This is a genomic window from Amycolatopsis plumensis, from assembly GCF_042652605.1.
Lineage (GTDB): Bacteria > Actinomycetota > Actinomycetes > Mycobacteriales > Pseudonocardiaceae > Amycolatopsis > Amycolatopsis plumensis.
In genome coordinates this window covers 5,910,834-5,926,696 of sequence record NZ_JBHSJY010000001.1, presented here as the reverse complement: position 1 = coordinate 5,926,696, position 15,863 = coordinate 5,910,834, and the positions used below count along the sequence as shown (strand labels likewise).

The window sequence follows — 15,863 nt, the reverse complement described above, 5'->3', positions numbered from 1 at the left end:
CACACTCGTGATCGGCGGGGCATCACGCGTGATTGAGCGGGCATCAGCGTGATGCCCGTCCAATCACGCGAAATGCCCCTCCAGACACGCGTGATGCCCCTCCGGACACGCGAGAGACCCCTCCGGTCACGCGCGGCGGGTGTTGAGGCGGGCGGCCTGGCGGGTGAGGTGGTCGACTTCGGCGAGGCTGGTGGCCTTCGCCGCGGCCTCGGCGTACAGCTCGGCCGCCGTTTCCAGGTCGCCGTCGCGCTCGTGGAGGTAGGCCGAGACCGCCGTGTAGCGCGGGACCGTGGGGTCCACCTCCGCGAGTGCCGCCAGGCCCGCACGCGGGCCGTCCGCTTCACCGACGGCCACCGCGCGGTTGAGCCGCACGACCGGGCTGCCGGTGAGGCGGACGAGCTCGTCGTACCACTCGACGATCTGCACCCAGTCGGTCTCCGCGGCGTCCTGCGCGTCGGCGTGCAGGGCCGCGATGGCCGCTTGGGCCTGGAACTCGCCCAGCCGGTCACGCGACAGCGCCCGCTGCAGGAGCGCGACGCCCTCGGTGATCAGCGCGGTGTCCCAGCGGGCCCGGTCCTGCTCGGCCAGCGGGACCAGGCTGCCGCCGTCGGTCGTCCGGGAGGCGCGCCGCGCGTGGTGCAGCAGCATGAGCGCGAGCAGCCCCGCGACCTCGGGGTGGTCGATCGCCGCCGCGAGCTGCCGGGTCAGCCGGATGGCCTCGGCGGCGAGGTCGACGTCGCCGGAGTAGCCCTCGTTGAAGACCAGGTAAAGGACGCGCAGCACGGTGGCGACGTCGCCGGGCTGGTCGAACCGCACGCCCGACACCGTGCGCTTCGCGCGGCTGATCCGCTGCGCCATGGTCGCCTCGGGCACCAGGTACGCCTGCGCGATCTGACGCGTGGTGAGCCCGCCGACGGCCCGCAGCGTGAGCGCGACCGCCGACGACGGCGTCAGCGACGGGTGCGCGCACAGGAAGTACAGCTGCAGCGTGTCGTCCACGGCCGCCGCGGGCCCGGGCGCCACCTCGGCGTCGACGACGTCCTCGCGCTTGCGGCGAGCGGCGTCCGCCCGGGTCGCGTCGAGGAACTTGCGCCAGGCCACGGTGACCAGCCAGCCCTTCGGGTCCCGCGGCGGGTCGGCCGGCCACACGCGCAGCGCTTCGACGAGCGCTTCCTGGACGGCGTCCTCGGCCGCCGCGAACTCGGCTCCGCGGCGGACGAGGACGGCCAGCACCCCCGGGGTGAGGCTCCGGAGCAGGGCTTCGTCCACGGCTCAGCCGTCTCCCTCGCCCCTGGCGTTCCCCGTCATTCGGTGATGGTCGGCGGCGCGGCCAGGAACGGGCGCAGCTCGAGCCACTCGTGGATCGGCTCCCCGTTCGGGCCGGGCGCCGCCGACAGCTCCGCGGCCAGTTCGAGGGCGCGCTCGTAGCTGTCGACGTCGATCACCGTCCAGCCGGCGATGAGGTCCTTGGTCTCGGGGAACGGGCCGTCGGTGACCGGCGGCCGCCCCTCGCCGTCGTAGCGGACGAACGTGCCTTCCGGGGCGAGCGCCTGGTGCTCGACGAACTCGCCGGTGGCGACGAGCTTGTCCCCGAAGTCCCGCATGTACTGGATGTGCGCCGAGATCTCCTCCGGCGTCCACTGGTCGATGGTCGTGTCGCAGTTCGCCGGGGCCGGCGCGCCGCGGTAGTGCTTGAGCAGCAGGTACTTGGCCATCGTGGTGCTCCCTCGGTGTGTGGCGGCCCCATTCTGGCCGCTCGCACCCCGGGGACGGAGCCGATCCCGGCGTTTCGACATCGCCGCCGAAGAAATTTCGGGGACCTACTGGCGGTAGGACTCCACCTCGGACACCGGACGGGCCGCGGCGTCGTCGGGGTTCTCGTGGAACTCCGTCTTCGCGCGCCGCTGCCGCAGCAGGTCCCAGCACTGGTCGAGCTGCTGCTCGACCGCGGTGAGGCGCTCCTTGTCGCCGCCGCTCAGCCCCACGCCGACCGAGCGCGACCGGAGCTCGTGCTCCTCCGCGATCAGCTCGTCGATCCGGCCCAGGATTTCGCCGTCGGCCATTTGTTCCTCCTCGTCAAGGGTGCGCTCGCTCCAGACGCTACCCCGCCCCCGGGAATTCCCGCCGGGTGCGGATCGTTGACCAGGGCATGAGCACCGTTGAGCTGACCGCCGAGAACTTCGACCAGACGGTAACCGACAACGAGTTCGTCCTGATCGACTTCTGGGCGAGCTGGTGCGGGCCGTGCCGCCAGTTCGCGCCGGTCTACGAGAAGGCCTCCGAGAAGCACGACGACATCGTCTTCGCGAGCGTCGACACCGAAGCGCAGCAGCAGCTCGCCGCGGCCTTCGACGTCCGCTCGATCCCGACGCTGGCCATCATCCGGGACAAGACGCTGATCTACGCCCAGCCGGGTGCGCTGCCCGAAGCCGCGCTCGAGGACCTCATCAAGCAGGCCCGCGACGTCGACATGGACGAGGTCAAGCGCAAGGCCGCCGAAGCCGAGGCCGACCAGGCCTGACCACCACCACATGACGAAGGCCGCCCCCGCGGGGGCGGCCTTCGTCATGTCTTCAGGACTTCGTCGCGAGCCCGCGCAGGAAGAACGCCAGGTTCGCCGGGCGCTCGGCCAGCCGCCGCATGAAGTAGCCGTACCACTCGTCGCCGTAGGGCACGTAGACGCGCATGCGCGCGCCCGAAGCCGCGATCCGCGCCTGCTCCTCCGGCCGGATGCCGTAGAGCATCTGGAACTCGTGGTCGTCGTCCTTGCGGCCGTTCTCCTCGGCCAGCGCGGCGGCGATCTCGATCATCCGCGGGTCGTGCGAGGCCACCATCGGGTAGCCCTGGCCCGCCATGAGAACGCGCAGGCAGCGGACGTACGACTTGTCCACTTCGGACTTGTCCTGGAACGCCACGGACTCCGGCTCGGCGTACGCGCCCTTGCACAGCCGCACCCGCGACCCCGGCCCGGACAGCTCCCGGCAGTCCTGCTCGGTGCGGCGCAGGTAGGCCTGCAGCACCGCGCCCACCCACGGGTACTCGCCGCGCAGCTCGCGCAGGATGCCGAGCGTCGAATCCGTGGTGGTGTGGTCCTCCATGTCGAGCGTCACGGTGGCCCCGACCGCCTCGGCCGCCGCGCAGATCTTCCGCGCGTTCTCCAAGGCGACGTCCTCGCCGTTCGACGGCAGGAACTGGCCCACCGCCGACAGCTTCACCGAGACGTCCGCGCCCTCGGCCAGGCCTTCCGCGGCCAGCGCCGACAGCACGGCCTCGTAGGCGCGGACGGTCGCCGCCGCCTGCGCCGCGTCGGTGGTGTCCTCGCCCAGGTGGTCGAGGGTGATCCGGCGGCCGTCCGCGGCCAGTTCCCTGGCCACGCGGACGGCGTCGGCGGTTTCGGACCCGGCCACGAACCGGCGCACCACGGACCGCGTGGCGGGCACGGCCTCCACGAGCCGCCGGATGCCCTTGGACCGGGCGGCGGCGAGCAACGGGGCACGCAGCATGACGGTTCCCTCCTCAGCCCTGGTGCGGGTAACGGACGCTGGTCGGCGGCACGAACGTCTCCTTGACCGAGCGGGGGCTCGTCCAGCGGAGCAGGTTGAAGATCGAGCCGGCCTTGTCGTTGGTGCCCGAGGCCCGCGCGCCGCCGAACGGCTGCTGGCCGACGACGGCGCCGGTCGGCTTGTCGTTGACGTAGAAGTTGCCCGCCGAGAACTTCAGCGCCTCGGACGCCTTCGCGACGGCGGTGCGGTCGTTCGCGATGACCGCGCCGGTCAGCGCGTAGGCCGCGGAGGAGTCGATCAGCTTCAGGACGTCGTCGAAGCCGCCGTCCTCGTAGACGTGCACCGAGAGGATCGGGCCGAAGTACTCGGTCGAGAAGATCTCGTGCTTCGGGTTGTCCGAGACGAGGATCGTCGGCTGCACGAAGTAGCCGACGCTGTCGTCGGCCGTGCCGCCGGTGAGGATCTCCACCGAGGCGTCGCCCCGCACGCGGTCGAACAGGTCGGAGTGCTTCGTGAACGCGCGCCGGTCGATCACCGCGCCGCCGAAGTGCGACAGGTCGGTGACGTCGCCGTAGGTCAGCGCCTCGGTCTCGGCGACCAGGCCGTCCTTCAGCTCGTTCCAGACGCTGCGCGGGATGTACGCGCGCGAAGCGGCGGAGCACTTCTGGCCCTGGTATTCGAAGGCGCCGCGGACCAGCGCCGTGCGCAGGACGTCGATGTCGGCGGAGGCGTGCGCGAGCACGAAGTCCTTGCCGCCGGTCTCGCCGACCAGCCGCGGGTAGCCGCGGTAGCCCGCGATGTTCGCGCCGACCGTGCCCCACAGGTGCTGGAACGTGGCGGTCGAGCCGGTGAAGTGGATGCCGGCCAGATCGCGGTGGGTCAGGGCGACCTCGGAGACGGCCTTGCCGTCGCCCGGCAGCAGGTTGATCACGCCCGGCGGCATGCCCGCCTCTTCGAGCAGCCGCATGGTGAGGTGGGCGGCGAACGACTGCGTCGGCGACGGCTTCCACAGCACGGTGTTGCCCATCAGCGCGGGCGCGGTCGGCAGGTTGCCGGCGATCGCGGTGAAGTTGAACGGCGTGATCGCGTAGACGAACCCTTCCAGGGGCCGGTGCTCCATCCGGTTCCACACGCCCGGCGAGCTGATCGGCTGCTCGGCGAGGATGCGGCGGCCGAACTCGACGTTGAAGCGCCAGAAGTCGGCGAGCTCGCAGGCGGAGTCGATCTCGGCCTGGGTCGCGGTCTTCGACTGGCCGAGCATGGTGGCCGCGTTGAGCGTGGCCCGCCACTTGCCGGTGAGCAGGTCGGCGGCGCGCAGCAGGATGGCGGCGCGGTCGTCGTAGGACAGCGCGCGCCACTCCGGCGCGGCCTTCGCGGCGGCCGCGATGGCGTCGGTCGCGTCCTGCTGGGTGGCGCTGTGGATGGTGCCCAGCACGTGCTTGTGGTTGTGCGGCTGGACGACGTCGATCTTCTCGCCGCCGCCGGGGCGCTGCTCGCCGCCGATGGTGACGGTCAGGTCGACCGGTTCCGCCTGGCCCAGCTCACGCAGCGCACCCTCGAGCTCGGCGCGCTCGGCGCTGCCGGGTGCGTAGGTCAGCACCGGCTCGTTCGTCGGGGCGGGGGTCTGGGTCACGGCGTCCACGGCGGCTCCTCTGCTCTCTAGTCCAGATGCCCCGAACGGTAACTCCGGACACGCTCCGACGGCTTGTCCGATCGGCTAAAATCGCCCGTATGATCTTGGCCGATCGAATAAGGCTCTCGTGACGTCGCTGCGCCATGTCCTGGCGACCCTCGGCGAGCCGCTCGTCGAGGTCGTCGTGGCGCCGCGCGGCCTCGGCGTCGACGTCACCGACGTCGTGATCCTCGACCCCGAGGACCCCCTGGAGGCCTCCCCCGGTGACCTGGTCCTGGTGATCGGCGCGCGCGGCCGGGCGGCGGCGCCGGCCATCCGCGCGGCCGGGCGCGGCGGGGCGGCCGCGGTGGCGGTCAAGGGCGCGACCGGTGCGGACGTCGCCGCCGACGCGGGCGTCGCGCTGCTCACCGTCGGCGCGGAGGCGCGCTGGGAACAGGTGGAAGCGCTGGCCCGCGGCGTCGTCGAGGCGGCCCGCGCGGGCGGCGAGGCGGCCAGCGGCGAGGTGCTCGGCGACCTGTTCGCGCTGGCCCAGACGATCGCGACGCTCACCGGCGGCCTGGTCAGCATCGAGGACACGGCGAACCGCGTGCTGGCGTATTCGCGGGCGGGCGACGAGGTCGACGAGCTGCGCCGGCTGTCGATCCTCGGCCGCGAAGGCCCGGAGCGCTACCTCGCGATGCTCCGCGAATGGGGCGTCTACCAGCGGCTGCGCGCCGGGGAAGGGATCGTCCGGATCGACGAGCGGCCCGAGCTGGGCATCCGGCGGCGGATCGCGGCCGGCATCCACGCGGGCCAGCAGCCGCTCGGCACGATCTGGGTCCAGGAGGGCGCGCAGCCGCTCACCGAACGGGCCGAGACGGCGCTGCTCGGGGCGAGCCGCACCCTGGCGCCGCAGCTGATCCGGGCGCGCACGCTGCCGAGCCCGGAGCTACGGCTGCGCGAAGACCTCCTGGCGAGCCTGCTGGAAGGGCGGCTCGACGCGGAGTCCGTCGCCGACGACATCGGCGCCGACCCGGCGCGGCCGGCGCAGGTGCTGGCGTTCTCGCTGGAGCGTTCGGACAACCGGCAGCTCCGGCGGGCCGAGCTGGTGCACCTGATCGCCGTCCACACGGCGGCCTACCGGCGCAGCGCGCTGGTGAGCGTGATCGGCGGCCGCGTCTACGCGCTGCTGCCGGACCTGCCCGAGCACTCCGACGCGGCGGTGCTGGCGCTGGCCCGCGAAATCACCGCGACGGCCCGCCGTCACCTGGACGTCCCGGTCCGCGCGGCCCTCGGCGGCGTGGTCCCCCGGCTGTCGGAGGCGGCGGCCTCCCGCGGCGACGCGGACCGCGTCCTGGCGGCGATGACCCGCGGCCGCTGGGCGGCGGACGTCGCCTCGCTGGCCGACGTCCGCGCCGAGGTGCTGCTGTCGGAGGTGCTGGCCTATCTGGGCTCGCAGCCGCGCATCCGCGACCCGCGGCTGGTTTCGCTCGTGGAGCACGACACCGAGCACGGCGGCATCCTGGTCCCGGCGGTCCTGGCCTGGTTGAACGCATTCGGCGACGTCAGGGCGGCGGCCCGGGTGCTGAACATCCACCCGAACACGGTGCGGTATCGCGTCCGGCGGGCGGCCGAGGTGTCCGGAGTCGACTTCGACGACCCGGCGCAGCGGCTGCTAACTCAGCTGCAGTTGCGGTTGTGAAGCTGCTAGCTTCGCGCGCGTGGATCTCTTCTCGCGCACGTGGGCGGCGTTGCGCGCCGCGGTCGCTTCCCTTCCCCCGGCGGAGTTTTCCCGGCCCTCGGGCTGCCGCGGGTGGCTGGTCCGGGACCTGGTGTGCCACCTGGTGATCGACGCGCAGGACGTGCTGATCACCCTCGCGACGCCGGCGTCCTCGGCGTTGACGCACGACGCGATCACGTACTGGGCGGTGTCTTCCGCGCTCCCTTCGGGCGAAGACCCGCTCTCGGCGCTGATCGTCCGCCTGGCAGCGGCGTACGAAGACCCGGAGCTGCTGAAGTTCCACCTGGACGACGTGGGCGCGGCGGCGGGCCGCGCGGCGGACCTGGTGGACCCGGGCGAGCGGGTGTCGACGCAGGAGATGGTCCTGACCGCGGGCGACTACCTGTCGGCGTACGTGCTGGAGTGGACGCTGCACCACTTGGATCTGGTGGCGCACGTGTCCTCGGTGGCGGGGCCGCCGGCGGAAGGGTTGGCGCGAGCGCGGGTGATGCTGGAGAAGATCGCGGGAGCGGAGTTCCCGGCGTCGTTCTCGGACGCCGACGTCCTGCTGGTGGGGACCGGTCGGCGGGCGGCAACGGAGGCCGAGACGGCGGCGCTGGGCGACCTGGCCGCGCGGCTGCCGCTGGTGCTCGGGTGATCGTCTGGCTGAACGGCACGTTCGGCGCGGGCAAGACGACGACCGCGGCCGAGCTGGCGGGCCTGCTGGGCGCCCGCACGTTCGATACCGAGTTCGTCGGCTACCTGCTGCGCACGGCGTTCCCGGAGCACCAGGGGGACTTCCAGCACCTGCCGCTGTGGCGGCCGCTCGTCGTCGAGAACACGGCTCGCGTGCACGAACACGCCGGCACGCTCGTCGTCCCCCAGACCCTCCTGGTGGAGGCGTACGCGCGGGAAATCTTCGACGGCCTGGCCGAGCGCGGCGCCCCCGTCGCCCACTTCGTGCTGCACGCCGAGCCGGCCGAGCTGCGCCGCCGGATCGAAGAGTCGGCCGACACCGTGGCCCGGCAGTGGCGGCTCGACCACGTCGACCGCTACGGCGACGCCCTGCCGTGGCTGCGCCGGTCGGCGACGCTGGTGCCCACGGACGGGCGGACGCCGGCCGAAGTGGCGCGCGGGATTGCCGGACGCATCCGCAATTGACCGACGGGGTGTTCGAGCTGTCCGGCATTCAATAACCGACACGATTACCCGACACCGGGACGACAATTCACGACACGGCAACGCGCAATCCCGCCAGCTCGGCCAGCGCGGCGAAAGAATCCAGCCGCGCGGATTGGTCGTACGCGGCGGTCGTCGCGAGGATTTCGTCGGCGCCCGTGACCGCGGCCAACCGACCCAGCCGGTCCTCGACATCGGAGGGCGTCCCCCAGATCTGACTGTCCAAAGTCTCCTCGAGCCGCCCACGCTCGCGCTCGGTCATCGGCGCGGCGAGGACGGCGCCGGGCAGGTCCAGCGGCGGGAAGACGCCGTGGGAGCGCGAATACACCGTGGCCCAGGCCTCCGAGACGAGCAGGCGGCGCGCGTCCGCCGCCGAGTCCGCCACCGCGATCGCCGTCGAGACCACCACGTACGGCTCGCGGGCCCACTCGGACGGCTGAAACCCGTCCCGGTAGCGCGTCACGGCGTCGGCCAGCGCCCGTTCACCACGCACCGGCGCGATCACCAGCGGCAGCCCGAGTTCCGCGGCGAGGTCCGCGCCGGAGCCGGTGGCCAGCAGGAACGGCGGCACGCGCAGCCCCTCGGCGGGGTAGGCGTGCACGCCGGGGTAGGCGTGTTCCCCGGTGAAGAACCCGAGCAGCTCGCGGACCTGCGCGCCGAAGTCGTCGGCGGCCTCTTTGCCGTGCCCCAGCGCCGATCGGACGCCGCCGGTGAAGCCGACGGACCGGCCGAGCCCCATGTCGATCCGGCCGGGGTGAAGCGCTTCCAGGACGCCGAACTGCTCGGCGACGACCAGCGGCCGGTGGTTCGGCAGCATCACGCCCCCGGTGCCGACCCGGATCCGCGCCGTCGCCCCGGCGACGGCGGCGGCCAGCACGGTCGGCGCGGACCCGGCGACGCCCGGCACGCCGTGGTGTTCGGACACCCAGAACCGGTGGTAGCCCAGCCGTTCGATGCCGGCGGCGAAGGCGACGGTGTCCCGCAGCGCCTGCGCGGGCCCGCGATCGCGCCGCACGGGCGAGCGGTCGAGCACGGAAAACCTCACGCCGGGTGCAACGCCCGGCGTCCGGCGGGATTCCCGTCAGGGCCGCCAGCGCTCGCTGTACTCCGGGTGGTCGGCGTAGGGCAGGGCCAGCAGGCGCAGCGTGAGGCACCAGTTGGAGCCGGCCTCGTCGGCGGGCACGTGGCAGGTGTCACACCAGTATTCGCTGCCGTAGAGCGGAAAACCGGGCACCTTCTCCGACACCGTGGTGCGGTGGGCGAGCAGGATCCGCCGGGTCGCCTCGATCTCGTTGATCATCTGGTTGACCACGTCGAGCTCCAGGTCGGTGAGCCCGCGGATCTTCTGCTCCACGGCGACCTTGGTCTCGCCGCGGTTCATCGCCTCGCCGGCCTTCGCCTTGTTGACGGCCTGCATGATCAACGCCTGCCGCGCGCCCACGCGCGCCGCGAGGAAAGCGATCAGGTCGTCCACGACGGCCTCCTTCCTCGAACCCGCTCCCCGATGGTCCGGGGAGTCGTCGATTCGGGACCGCACGTTACGCCGTCGGAGACCAAGATCGTGACATCGTGATCGGCCGTGCAACTTTTGTGACCCGAAAGGCGACAGCGGGCGCTTGCGTGATCACTCGGCGTTCCGGTTGGTTCCTTTGGAGGAGGACCATTTCCCAGCTATCGGGAGATCCGGTGATGACCGCCACTGCTGTGGCCGTGATTACAGTTCGTGCCGGATGACGATCTCGTTCGTGTCGCTCCGTAACGCCGGGTTTCGCCGCCGCGTCTGTCCCCGCAGCACAGTTACGGAGGTGGTCATGTCCGTTCCGGCTTCACCCGGCCCGCAGATGCCGTACTTCCCGCCGGTCGCCCCGCAACGCCGGCGCAGGAAGTGGCCGTGGGTGGTGGGCGCGCTGGCCGTGCTGCCCGCCTTGGCGGGCGGCGTCGTGCTGGCGCTCGCGTACAGCAAGGTCTCGACCAGTCCCTGCCAGGACAAGTCACAGCACGCCCCGTGCGTCGGCCCCGGCGGCACGTGGATCTCCGCCGACGGCGCCGCCCGGCCGCGTGATGCCGCCGCGCCCGCCACCACCAGTCCGTCGGTCCCCGCGTTCGCCGTTCCGACCACGACGGAGCCGCTCCTGCCCGAGCCCACGGCAAAGGACTACTCGGTCGACCTGGCCGTTCAGTCCAAGCAGTGCTTCGGTTCGGCGGGGTGCAACGTGGTCGTCGAGCCGAAGCTCAGCTTCCTCGGCGCGAGCACCCTGCTCTGGGAGTGCGACATCACCTACAGCATCTCGGGCGACGAGTCCGGCGACCTCATCGAGACCGCCTACGCCCAAGGCGGCACCTCCTACCGCGTCGATCGCACGATCATGACCACCAAGAGCACCAAGGTCGTTCCGAAGGCGACCGTGACGGCGGTCAGTTGCCGCAAGCCATGAAGTCTCACCCGGGACGGGCCTTGCTCGGCTGAACCCGCTTCGGCTCCCCCGGCATCTTCGGGTAGTCCGGCGGGTACGGCAGATCCCCCAGCCCGTGGTCACGCAGGTCCCGCTCGTACCACTCCAGCGCCGTCTCCAGGCCGAACGCTTCCTCGTCCATCCCCGCGTGCAGGTCCCCGTGCTCCTTCAGGAACGCCGGGATCGTCAGCACGTCGAAGTCGTCCGCGTCCACCTCGCCCAGCAGGTCCCACGTCAGCGGGGTCGACACCGTCGCGCGCGGGGTGCCGCGGACCGACCACGCCGAGGCCACCGTGCGGTCGCGGGCCGCCTGGTTGTAGTCGAGGAACACCCGGCCGCCGCGCTCCTCCTTCCACCAGGAGATCGTCGCCTTGGCCGGGAGGCGGCGCTCCACTTCGCGGCCCAGCGCGATCACCGCGTGGCGGACCGCCACGAAGTCCCACTCCGGCCGGATCCTGACCAGCACGTGCACCCCGCGGCCGCCCGAGGTCTTCGGCCAGCCCGTCAGGCCCGCGTCCGCCAGGACCTCGCGGACCACCATGGCCACCTCGACCGCGTCCGCGAAGCCCGCCCGGTCCGGCGGGTCGACGTCGATCCGGAGCTCGTCCGGGTGGTCGACGTCCGGGCGGCGGACCGGCCACGGGTGGAAGTCGAACGTGCCCAGGTTGGCCGCCCACGCGAACACCGCCGGCTCGGTCGGGCACACCTCGTCCGCCTTGCGGCCCGACGGGAACGTGATCTCGGCGGTGTCGACCCACGAAGGCGCGCCCCTCGGCACGCGCTTGGCGTAGAACCAGTCGCCCTCGACGCCGTCGACGTAGCGCTTCAGCGTCGTCGGGCGCTCGCCGATCGCGCGCAGCAGCGGCCCGCCGACCGTGATGTAGTGCTCGACCACCTGCCGCTTCGTGATGCCGCGCTGGGGGAAGTACACCTTGTCCGGGCTCGAGACGCGGACCGTGCGCCCGCCCACCTCGTACTCCACCGGGTCTCCGTGCTTGGGCATGCGGCCACGCTAGCGGTGATCGCGTCTCCGCGGCGCCCGCGAAACCGCCCACCCGGATGCCGTGAATGACTCATTCACTGCGTCCGGCGCCAGGAATGAGTCATTCACTGCGCCCGGACCGGCCCCGGAAGCAGGTCGGCACGGCCGGTAGGCTCGAACGGTGTCCGGCCGCACCAAGCTGATCGTCGCGCTCGCCGTGCTCGCCGTCTTCGCGGCGGCCGCGGTGCTGCTGCCGATCCCCGGTCCGGCCGAACTGCGGGCCTGGGCCGCCGCCACCGGCCCCGCCACCCCGCTCGTGCTGTTCGTCGCGTACTCGCTGCTCACCGTGGTGCCCATCCCGCGGACGGTGTTCAACCTCGCCGCCGGCCTGCTCGTCGGCACCGCGGCCGGGATCGCGATCGGCCTGGTCGCCACCACCGTCGCGGCCGGTCTCTCCTTCGGGCTGGCCCGCCTGCTCGGCCGCGACCTGGTCACCCGGCACCTGCACCGGTCCGCGGTGAAAACGGTCGACGACCGCCTGTCCGGCGGCGGCGTCCTCGCCGTCACGTCGCTGCGGCTGATCCCGGTGGTGCCGTTCGCGCCCTTCAGCTACCTCTGCGGGGTGTCCTCGGTGCGGCTCGCCCCGTACCTGGCCGGTACGCTGCTCGGGAGCGTGCCCGGCACGGTCGCCGTGGTCGTCCTCGGCGACGCCCTGACCGGCGACACGCCGCCCGCGCTGCTCGCCTGTTACGGCGTGTTCGCGCTGGCCGGAGCGATCGGGCTGGTCAAGGTGTTCAAGAAGCGGGCACCGGCCGAACCGCAGCCCGCCGCACCGGCTGGCTGACGAGAACAGCACAGGCCCGCCCGCTACACTCGATCGGGTGCGCGAAGCGGTAACGCGCTGAGCAGGGCCACCACCACCGGGAATTTCGTCAGGAGCAGTCGCCATCGACACCGGTCAGCTGATCGCGGGGCACTACCGCCTCGTCGAGCACATTGGTAGCGGTGCCATGGGTGTCGTGTGGCGCGCCACCGACGTGCGCCTCGAACGCACCGTCGCGATCAAGCAGATCCTCCCGCAGCCGGGTGTCTCCGAGACCGAACGCGACAACATGCGCCAGCGCGCGATGCGCGAGGCGAAGAACGCGGCCCGGTTCCAGCACCCGAACGCCATCGTCGTGTTCGACATCGCCGAGCACAACGGCGATCCGTGCCTGGTGATGGAGTACCTCGACGGGCCCAGCCTCTCCACGATCCTCGCCGAGGAGGGCACCCTCCCGCTCGGGCGGGTCGCCCGGATCGGCGAGCAGGTCGCGTCCGCGCTGGTGGCCGCCCACCGCGCCGGGATCGTGCACCGCGACGTCAAGCCGGGCAACATCCTCATCGACCAGACCGGCACGGCGAAGATCACCGACTTCGGCATCTCCCGCGCGGCCGGCGACATGACGCTGACCGCCACCGGCCTGATCGGCGGCACGCCCGCGTATCTGGCGCCCGAGCTGGCCCGCGGCGCCGACCCGGTGCCCAGCTCCGACGTCTTCGCCCTCGGCGCGACCCTCTACCAGGCGATCGAGGGCACCACGCCGTACGGCAACACGACCAACCAGCTCGCGCTGCTCTACGCGGCGGCGAACGGCCAGATCAACCCGCCGGTGCAGGCGGGCGGGGCCACCGCGCTGCTGATGAGCCTGCTGCGCAGCGAGCCGGGCGAGCGGCCGAGCATGGCCGAGGCCCGTGAGCGGCTGGCCGCGCTGGCCCGCACCGAGCCGGGTGGCATGACGGCGTCGCCGCCGCTGCTCTCCGGCGGCGCGGGCCGCAAGCCCGCGGGCCCCGCCTCCGCGAACGACGGCGAGCGGCCGCCGTGGCAGCGCACGGCAGGCGCGGCGCCGTCGTCGCCGCCGGTCGGCACGCCGGTGCCGGCGAACAAGGCCGCGAACAAGGCACCGTCGAACCCGCCGCGCCCCACCGCGGCGTTCATGCCGATGCGGTCCCCGGACGCGCCGCCGAACACCCCGCCCAGACCGATGCCCGCGGCCGCGCCGTCGGCCAGGGCGCCCCAGTACTCGCAGGCCGCCGCGAAGCCGGACAACAAGCGCAAGTACGCGCTGTTCGCCGGGGCCGGCGCGGCCGTCGTGGTGGTCGCGGTCATCGTGTTCCTGGTCCTGAACTCCGGCAACGGCGGTTCGGGTGGCAACCAGACCGCCCAGACGCCGGGCAACCAGCCGACCACGGGCCACAGCTCGACCAAGCCCAGCACCCCGAGCAAGTCGGCCGCGCCCGCCGACCTGGGGAAGACCCCGTCCGAGGGCAAGATCTCCGATTACGGTTCCGCCGGCAGGCTGCTCACCGACAACTTCTACCCCAACCCCGAGAACGGCTGGAACCTGCTGACCCCCGCGGCGCAGGCCGTTTACGGCTCGCAGCAGGACTACCAGTCGTACTGGGCGGAGCAAGCGGGCAACATCAAGGGCTACAAGCAGGCGCGTGCCGAGGGCAGCCCTGGCAGCGACGGTTCGCTGAACCTTTCGATGGACCTGAACGGTGTTCGCCGGCCGTACCACATCGTGATGGTCGGTGGGCAAATGCTGATCGACAGCAACACCAGGCTCGATGCGCCTGCCATCGCGAACCAGTGAGACGTAACGCGCGTCCGGTGGGCTGAGCGGGCCGGATGGCCTACCGTGGTGGCATGGCCGACGACGGAGCTGCGCTGCCGGGCCAGAATCCTCGCTTCCACGAGGACCTGGTCGGCCTGGACCCGTACGACCCGGAGGCGCGCGCGTTCGCCGAGCACCTCGACCGCATCGAACGGTGCGGCCCCAACTTCACCATCGAAGCGGCCCTCGACGGCGTGGCCGACTTCGCCGACTCCAGCAACCGGCTCGGCGGGCTGCGCTACTGGGTGTCCGCCCTGATCGTGGTCCTCATCGTGCTCGGCGTGATCGTGGCCGCATGGGACATCGTGGTGCACGCCCTCGCCTGGCTCGCGGCGTAACGTGGATCGGGTGAAAGGTATGAAACCCGTTGTCGGCGCGACCCCGCGCGTCGTGAAGTCCGAGCAGGAATGGCGGGCGCAGCTCAGCCCCGACGAGTACGCCGTGCTCCGCCAGGCGGGGACCGAACGGCCGTTCACCGGTGAGTACACCGACACCAAGACCACCGGCGTCTACGAGTGCCGCGCCTGCGGTGCCGAGCTGTTCCGCAGCGACACGAAGTTCGAGAGCCACTGCGGCTGGCCGTCGTTCTACGACCCGGCCGACTCCGACGCGGTGCTGTTGCGCGAAGACCGCACCATGGGCATGAAGCGGATCGAGGTCCTCTGCGGCTCCTGCCACAGCCACCTCGGGCACGTCTTCGAGGGCGAGGGCTACCCGACCCCGACCGACCAGCGCTACTGCATCAACTCGATCTCGCTCAAGCTGGTGCCCGAGTCCTAAATCTCCCTTAAGCCGACAACCCGCCGCCCTTCCTCGAACGTAGTCTCCGCACACGGACGAGGGAGGGCGGACTCATGACCGACACCTGGGGTGTTCCCGGACCGGTGTTCGCGGGGCTCTACGGGGGCCTGCTGCTCCTGCCGGCGCTGGCCTTGCTGATCGGCCGCGTGCTGCTCGGGCGGGGCCGCGCCGGCGGCGCGCCCGAGCGGGGCGAACAGCTCGCGCTGCTGACCGGCGGGCGGGCGCGGGCGGCGGAATTCGTCGTCGCGCGCCTGCTGGAGCAGCAGGTCGTCCGGCTCGACGGCACCGGCAGGCTTTCGCGCGTCAAGGGCTCGGCGTCCGACGACCTGGGCCGCGCGGCCCTGCTGAAGGTCGGCAAGCACGGCACTTCGATCGACCGGGTCCGGGCGACGGTCGCCGACCACCCCGCGATGCGGGAGCTGGAAGCCGGGCTGATCGGCCGGGGCCTGCTCGCCGACGCGCGGAAGGTGCGCTCGACCTGGGTGTTCGCCGCGGTGGCGTACTGGCTCCTGGTGGTCTTCGGCGTGGTCCGGCTGATCGCCGGGGCGAGCACCGGGCACCCGGTGGGCTACCTGCTCGCCCTGCTCGCGGCCGGGGTGGCCGCGGCGATCGTCGTGACGGTCAAGGCCCGGAACGCACCGGCGGTCAAGGCCACCGCGGCCGGACGGGCGGCGGCCGCCGAGGCGCGCCGCGCCGGCACCCTCGTCACGGGCCCCGCCGGGGCGGTCGCGGCGGGCGGCTTCGAGGGGCACCCCGAGAAGGACGTCCGGCTGGCCGTCAGCCGCGCCACGCAGCAGGCGGCCGCGCGGACCCGGCGCCGGGCCCGGTTCGCGGGCGCCGGCGGCGGCACCGCCGTCGGCTACTGGGGTGGCAGCTCGTGCAGCGGGGGCAGCAGCTCCTGCGGTGGCGGGGGTGGGGGCTGCGGCGGCGGTGGCGGCGGGGGCTGCGGCGGTTGA

Annotated in this window: 18 protein-coding genes; 10 read left to right on the top strand and 8 right to left on the bottom strand. The window is 72.5% G+C overall.

What is annotated here, in order from left to right:
• Positions 1-126 precede the first annotated feature (126 nt).
• The 3 genes from ACFPLC_RS28945 to ACFPLC_RS28935 form a co-directional block, all read right to left on the bottom strand.
• Positions 127-1,269, bottom strand: a complete 1,143-nt coding sequence (locus tag ACFPLC_RS28945) for an RNA polymerase sigma factor (protein WP_378235962.1) — start codon at positions 1,267-1,269, stop codon at positions 127-129.
• A gap of 35 nt (positions 1,270-1,304) precedes the next feature.
• The gene (locus ACFPLC_RS28940) at positions 1,305-1,715 is read right to left on the bottom strand and encodes a YciI family protein (protein WP_378205763.1); all 411 of its coding nucleotides are present in this window, start codon (positions 1,713-1,715) and stop codon (positions 1,305-1,307) included.
• 105 nt (positions 1,716-1,820) lie between these two features.
• Entirely contained in the window at positions 1,821-2,063 is a 243-nt protein-coding gene (locus ACFPLC_RS28935) for a DUF2630 family protein (RefSeq protein WP_191316269.1), read from the bottom strand.
• A gap of 86 nt (positions 2,064-2,149) precedes the next feature.
• On the opposite strand from ACFPLC_RS28935, the gene trxA reads away from it, so the two are divergent.
• The gene (gene trxA / locus ACFPLC_RS28930) at positions 2,150-2,521 is read left to right on the top strand and encodes a thioredoxin (protein WP_378205760.1); all 372 of its coding nucleotides are present in this window, start codon (positions 2,150-2,152) and stop codon (positions 2,519-2,521) included.
• A gap of 52 nt (positions 2,522-2,573) precedes the next feature.
• Here the strand turns inward: trxA and ACFPLC_RS28925 are convergent, their stop codons facing one another.
• Entirely contained in the window at positions 2,574-3,503 is a 930-nt protein-coding gene (locus tag ACFPLC_RS28925; RefSeq protein WP_378205757.1) for a proline dehydrogenase family protein, read from the bottom strand.
• Positions 3,504-3,516: 13 nt separating this feature from the next.
• On the bottom strand, positions 3,517-5,145 hold the full coding sequence (pruA, locus tag ACFPLC_RS28920; protein ID WP_191316266.1) for an L-glutamate gamma-semialdehyde dehydrogenase: 1,629 nt from the start codon (positions 5,143-5,145) through the stop codon (positions 3,517-3,519).
• A 118-nt stretch (positions 5,146-5,263) separates the two neighbouring features.
• Between pruA and ACFPLC_RS28915 the strand changes: the two genes are divergently transcribed.
• The 3 genes from ACFPLC_RS28915 to ACFPLC_RS28905 are packed head-to-tail and all read left to right on the top strand — an operon-like array spanning position 5,264 to position 7,996.
• Positions 5,264-6,817 (top strand): PucR family transcriptional regulator, encoded by a 1,554-nt coding sequence (locus tag ACFPLC_RS28915; RefSeq protein WP_378205754.1) that lies wholly within the window; start codon positions 5,264-5,266, stop codon positions 6,815-6,817.
• Positions 6,818-6,836: 19 nt separating this feature from the next.
• Positions 6,837-7,493: a maleylpyruvate isomerase N-terminal domain-containing protein gene (locus tag ACFPLC_RS28910; RefSeq protein ID WP_378205751.1), complete on the top strand. Its 657-nt coding sequence runs from the start codon at positions 6,837-6,839 to the stop codon at positions 7,491-7,493.
• A complete protein-coding gene (locus tag ACFPLC_RS28905; protein WP_378205748.1) occupies positions 7,490-7,996 on the top strand; it encodes an AAA family ATPase in 507 nt (168 codons plus the stop codon). The genes ACFPLC_RS28910 and ACFPLC_RS28905 overlap by 4 nt, the downstream gene beginning before the upstream one ends.
• Positions 7,997-8,063: 67 nt before the next feature.
• Here the strand turns inward: ACFPLC_RS28905 and ACFPLC_RS28900 are convergent, their stop codons facing one another.
• Together ACFPLC_RS28900 and ACFPLC_RS28895 are read right to left on the bottom strand one after the other, a co-directional pair.
• Complete coding sequence (locus ACFPLC_RS28900) at positions 8,064-9,059, bottom strand: LLM class flavin-dependent oxidoreductase (protein ID WP_378235961.1); 996 nt, start codon at positions 9,057-9,059, stop codon at positions 8,064-8,066.
• 36 nt (positions 9,060-9,095) lie between these two features.
• On the bottom strand, positions 9,096-9,488 hold the full coding sequence (locus tag ACFPLC_RS28895; protein ID WP_191316262.1) for a DUF6221 family protein: 393 nt from the start codon (positions 9,486-9,488) through the stop codon (positions 9,096-9,098).
• 337 nt (positions 9,489-9,825) lie between these two features.
• Between ACFPLC_RS28895 and ACFPLC_RS28890 the strand changes: the two genes are divergently transcribed.
• On the top strand, positions 9,826-10,449 hold the full coding sequence (locus ACFPLC_RS28890; protein ID WP_378205742.1) for a hypothetical protein: 624 nt from the start codon (positions 9,826-9,828) through the stop codon (positions 10,447-10,449).
• 4 nt (positions 10,450-10,453) lie between these two features.
• Here the strand turns inward: ACFPLC_RS28890 and ACFPLC_RS28885 are convergent, their stop codons facing one another.
• Complete coding sequence (locus ACFPLC_RS28885; protein ID WP_378205739.1) at positions 10,454-11,470, bottom strand: DNA polymerase domain-containing protein; 1,017 nt, start codon at positions 11,468-11,470, stop codon at positions 10,454-10,456.
• A gap of 160 nt (positions 11,471-11,630) precedes the next feature.
• Between ACFPLC_RS28885 and ACFPLC_RS28880 the strand changes: the two genes are divergently transcribed.
• From ACFPLC_RS28880 to ACFPLC_RS28860, 5 genes are all read left to right on the top strand, one after another.
• Positions 11,631-12,293 carry a TVP38/TMEM64 family protein gene (locus ACFPLC_RS28880; RefSeq protein ID WP_378205736.1) on the top strand — a complete coding sequence of 221 codons (663 nt, stop codon included), beginning with the start codon at positions 11,631-11,633 and terminating at the stop codon, positions 12,291-12,293.
• Between the two features lie 166 nt (positions 12,294-12,459).
• Positions 12,460-14,085, top strand: a complete 1,626-nt coding sequence (locus ACFPLC_RS28875; protein WP_378205733.1) for a serine/threonine-protein kinase — start codon at positions 12,460-12,462, stop codon at positions 14,083-14,085.
• Positions 14,086-14,138: 53 nt separating this feature from the next.
• Complete coding sequence (locus tag ACFPLC_RS28870; RefSeq protein WP_378205730.1) at positions 14,139-14,444, top strand: hypothetical protein; 306 nt, start codon at positions 14,139-14,141, stop codon at positions 14,442-14,444.
• Positions 14,445-14,463: 19 nt separating this feature from the next.
• The gene (msrB, locus tag ACFPLC_RS28865) at positions 14,464-14,886 is read left to right on the top strand and encodes a peptide-methionine (R)-S-oxide reductase MsrB (protein WP_191317304.1); all 423 of its coding nucleotides are present in this window, start codon (positions 14,464-14,466) and stop codon (positions 14,884-14,886) included.
• Positions 14,887-14,960: 74 nt separating this feature from the next.
• On the top strand, positions 14,961-15,863 hold the full coding sequence (locus ACFPLC_RS28860; RefSeq protein WP_378205727.1) for a TIGR04222 domain-containing membrane protein: 903 nt from the start codon (positions 14,961-14,963) through the stop codon (positions 15,861-15,863).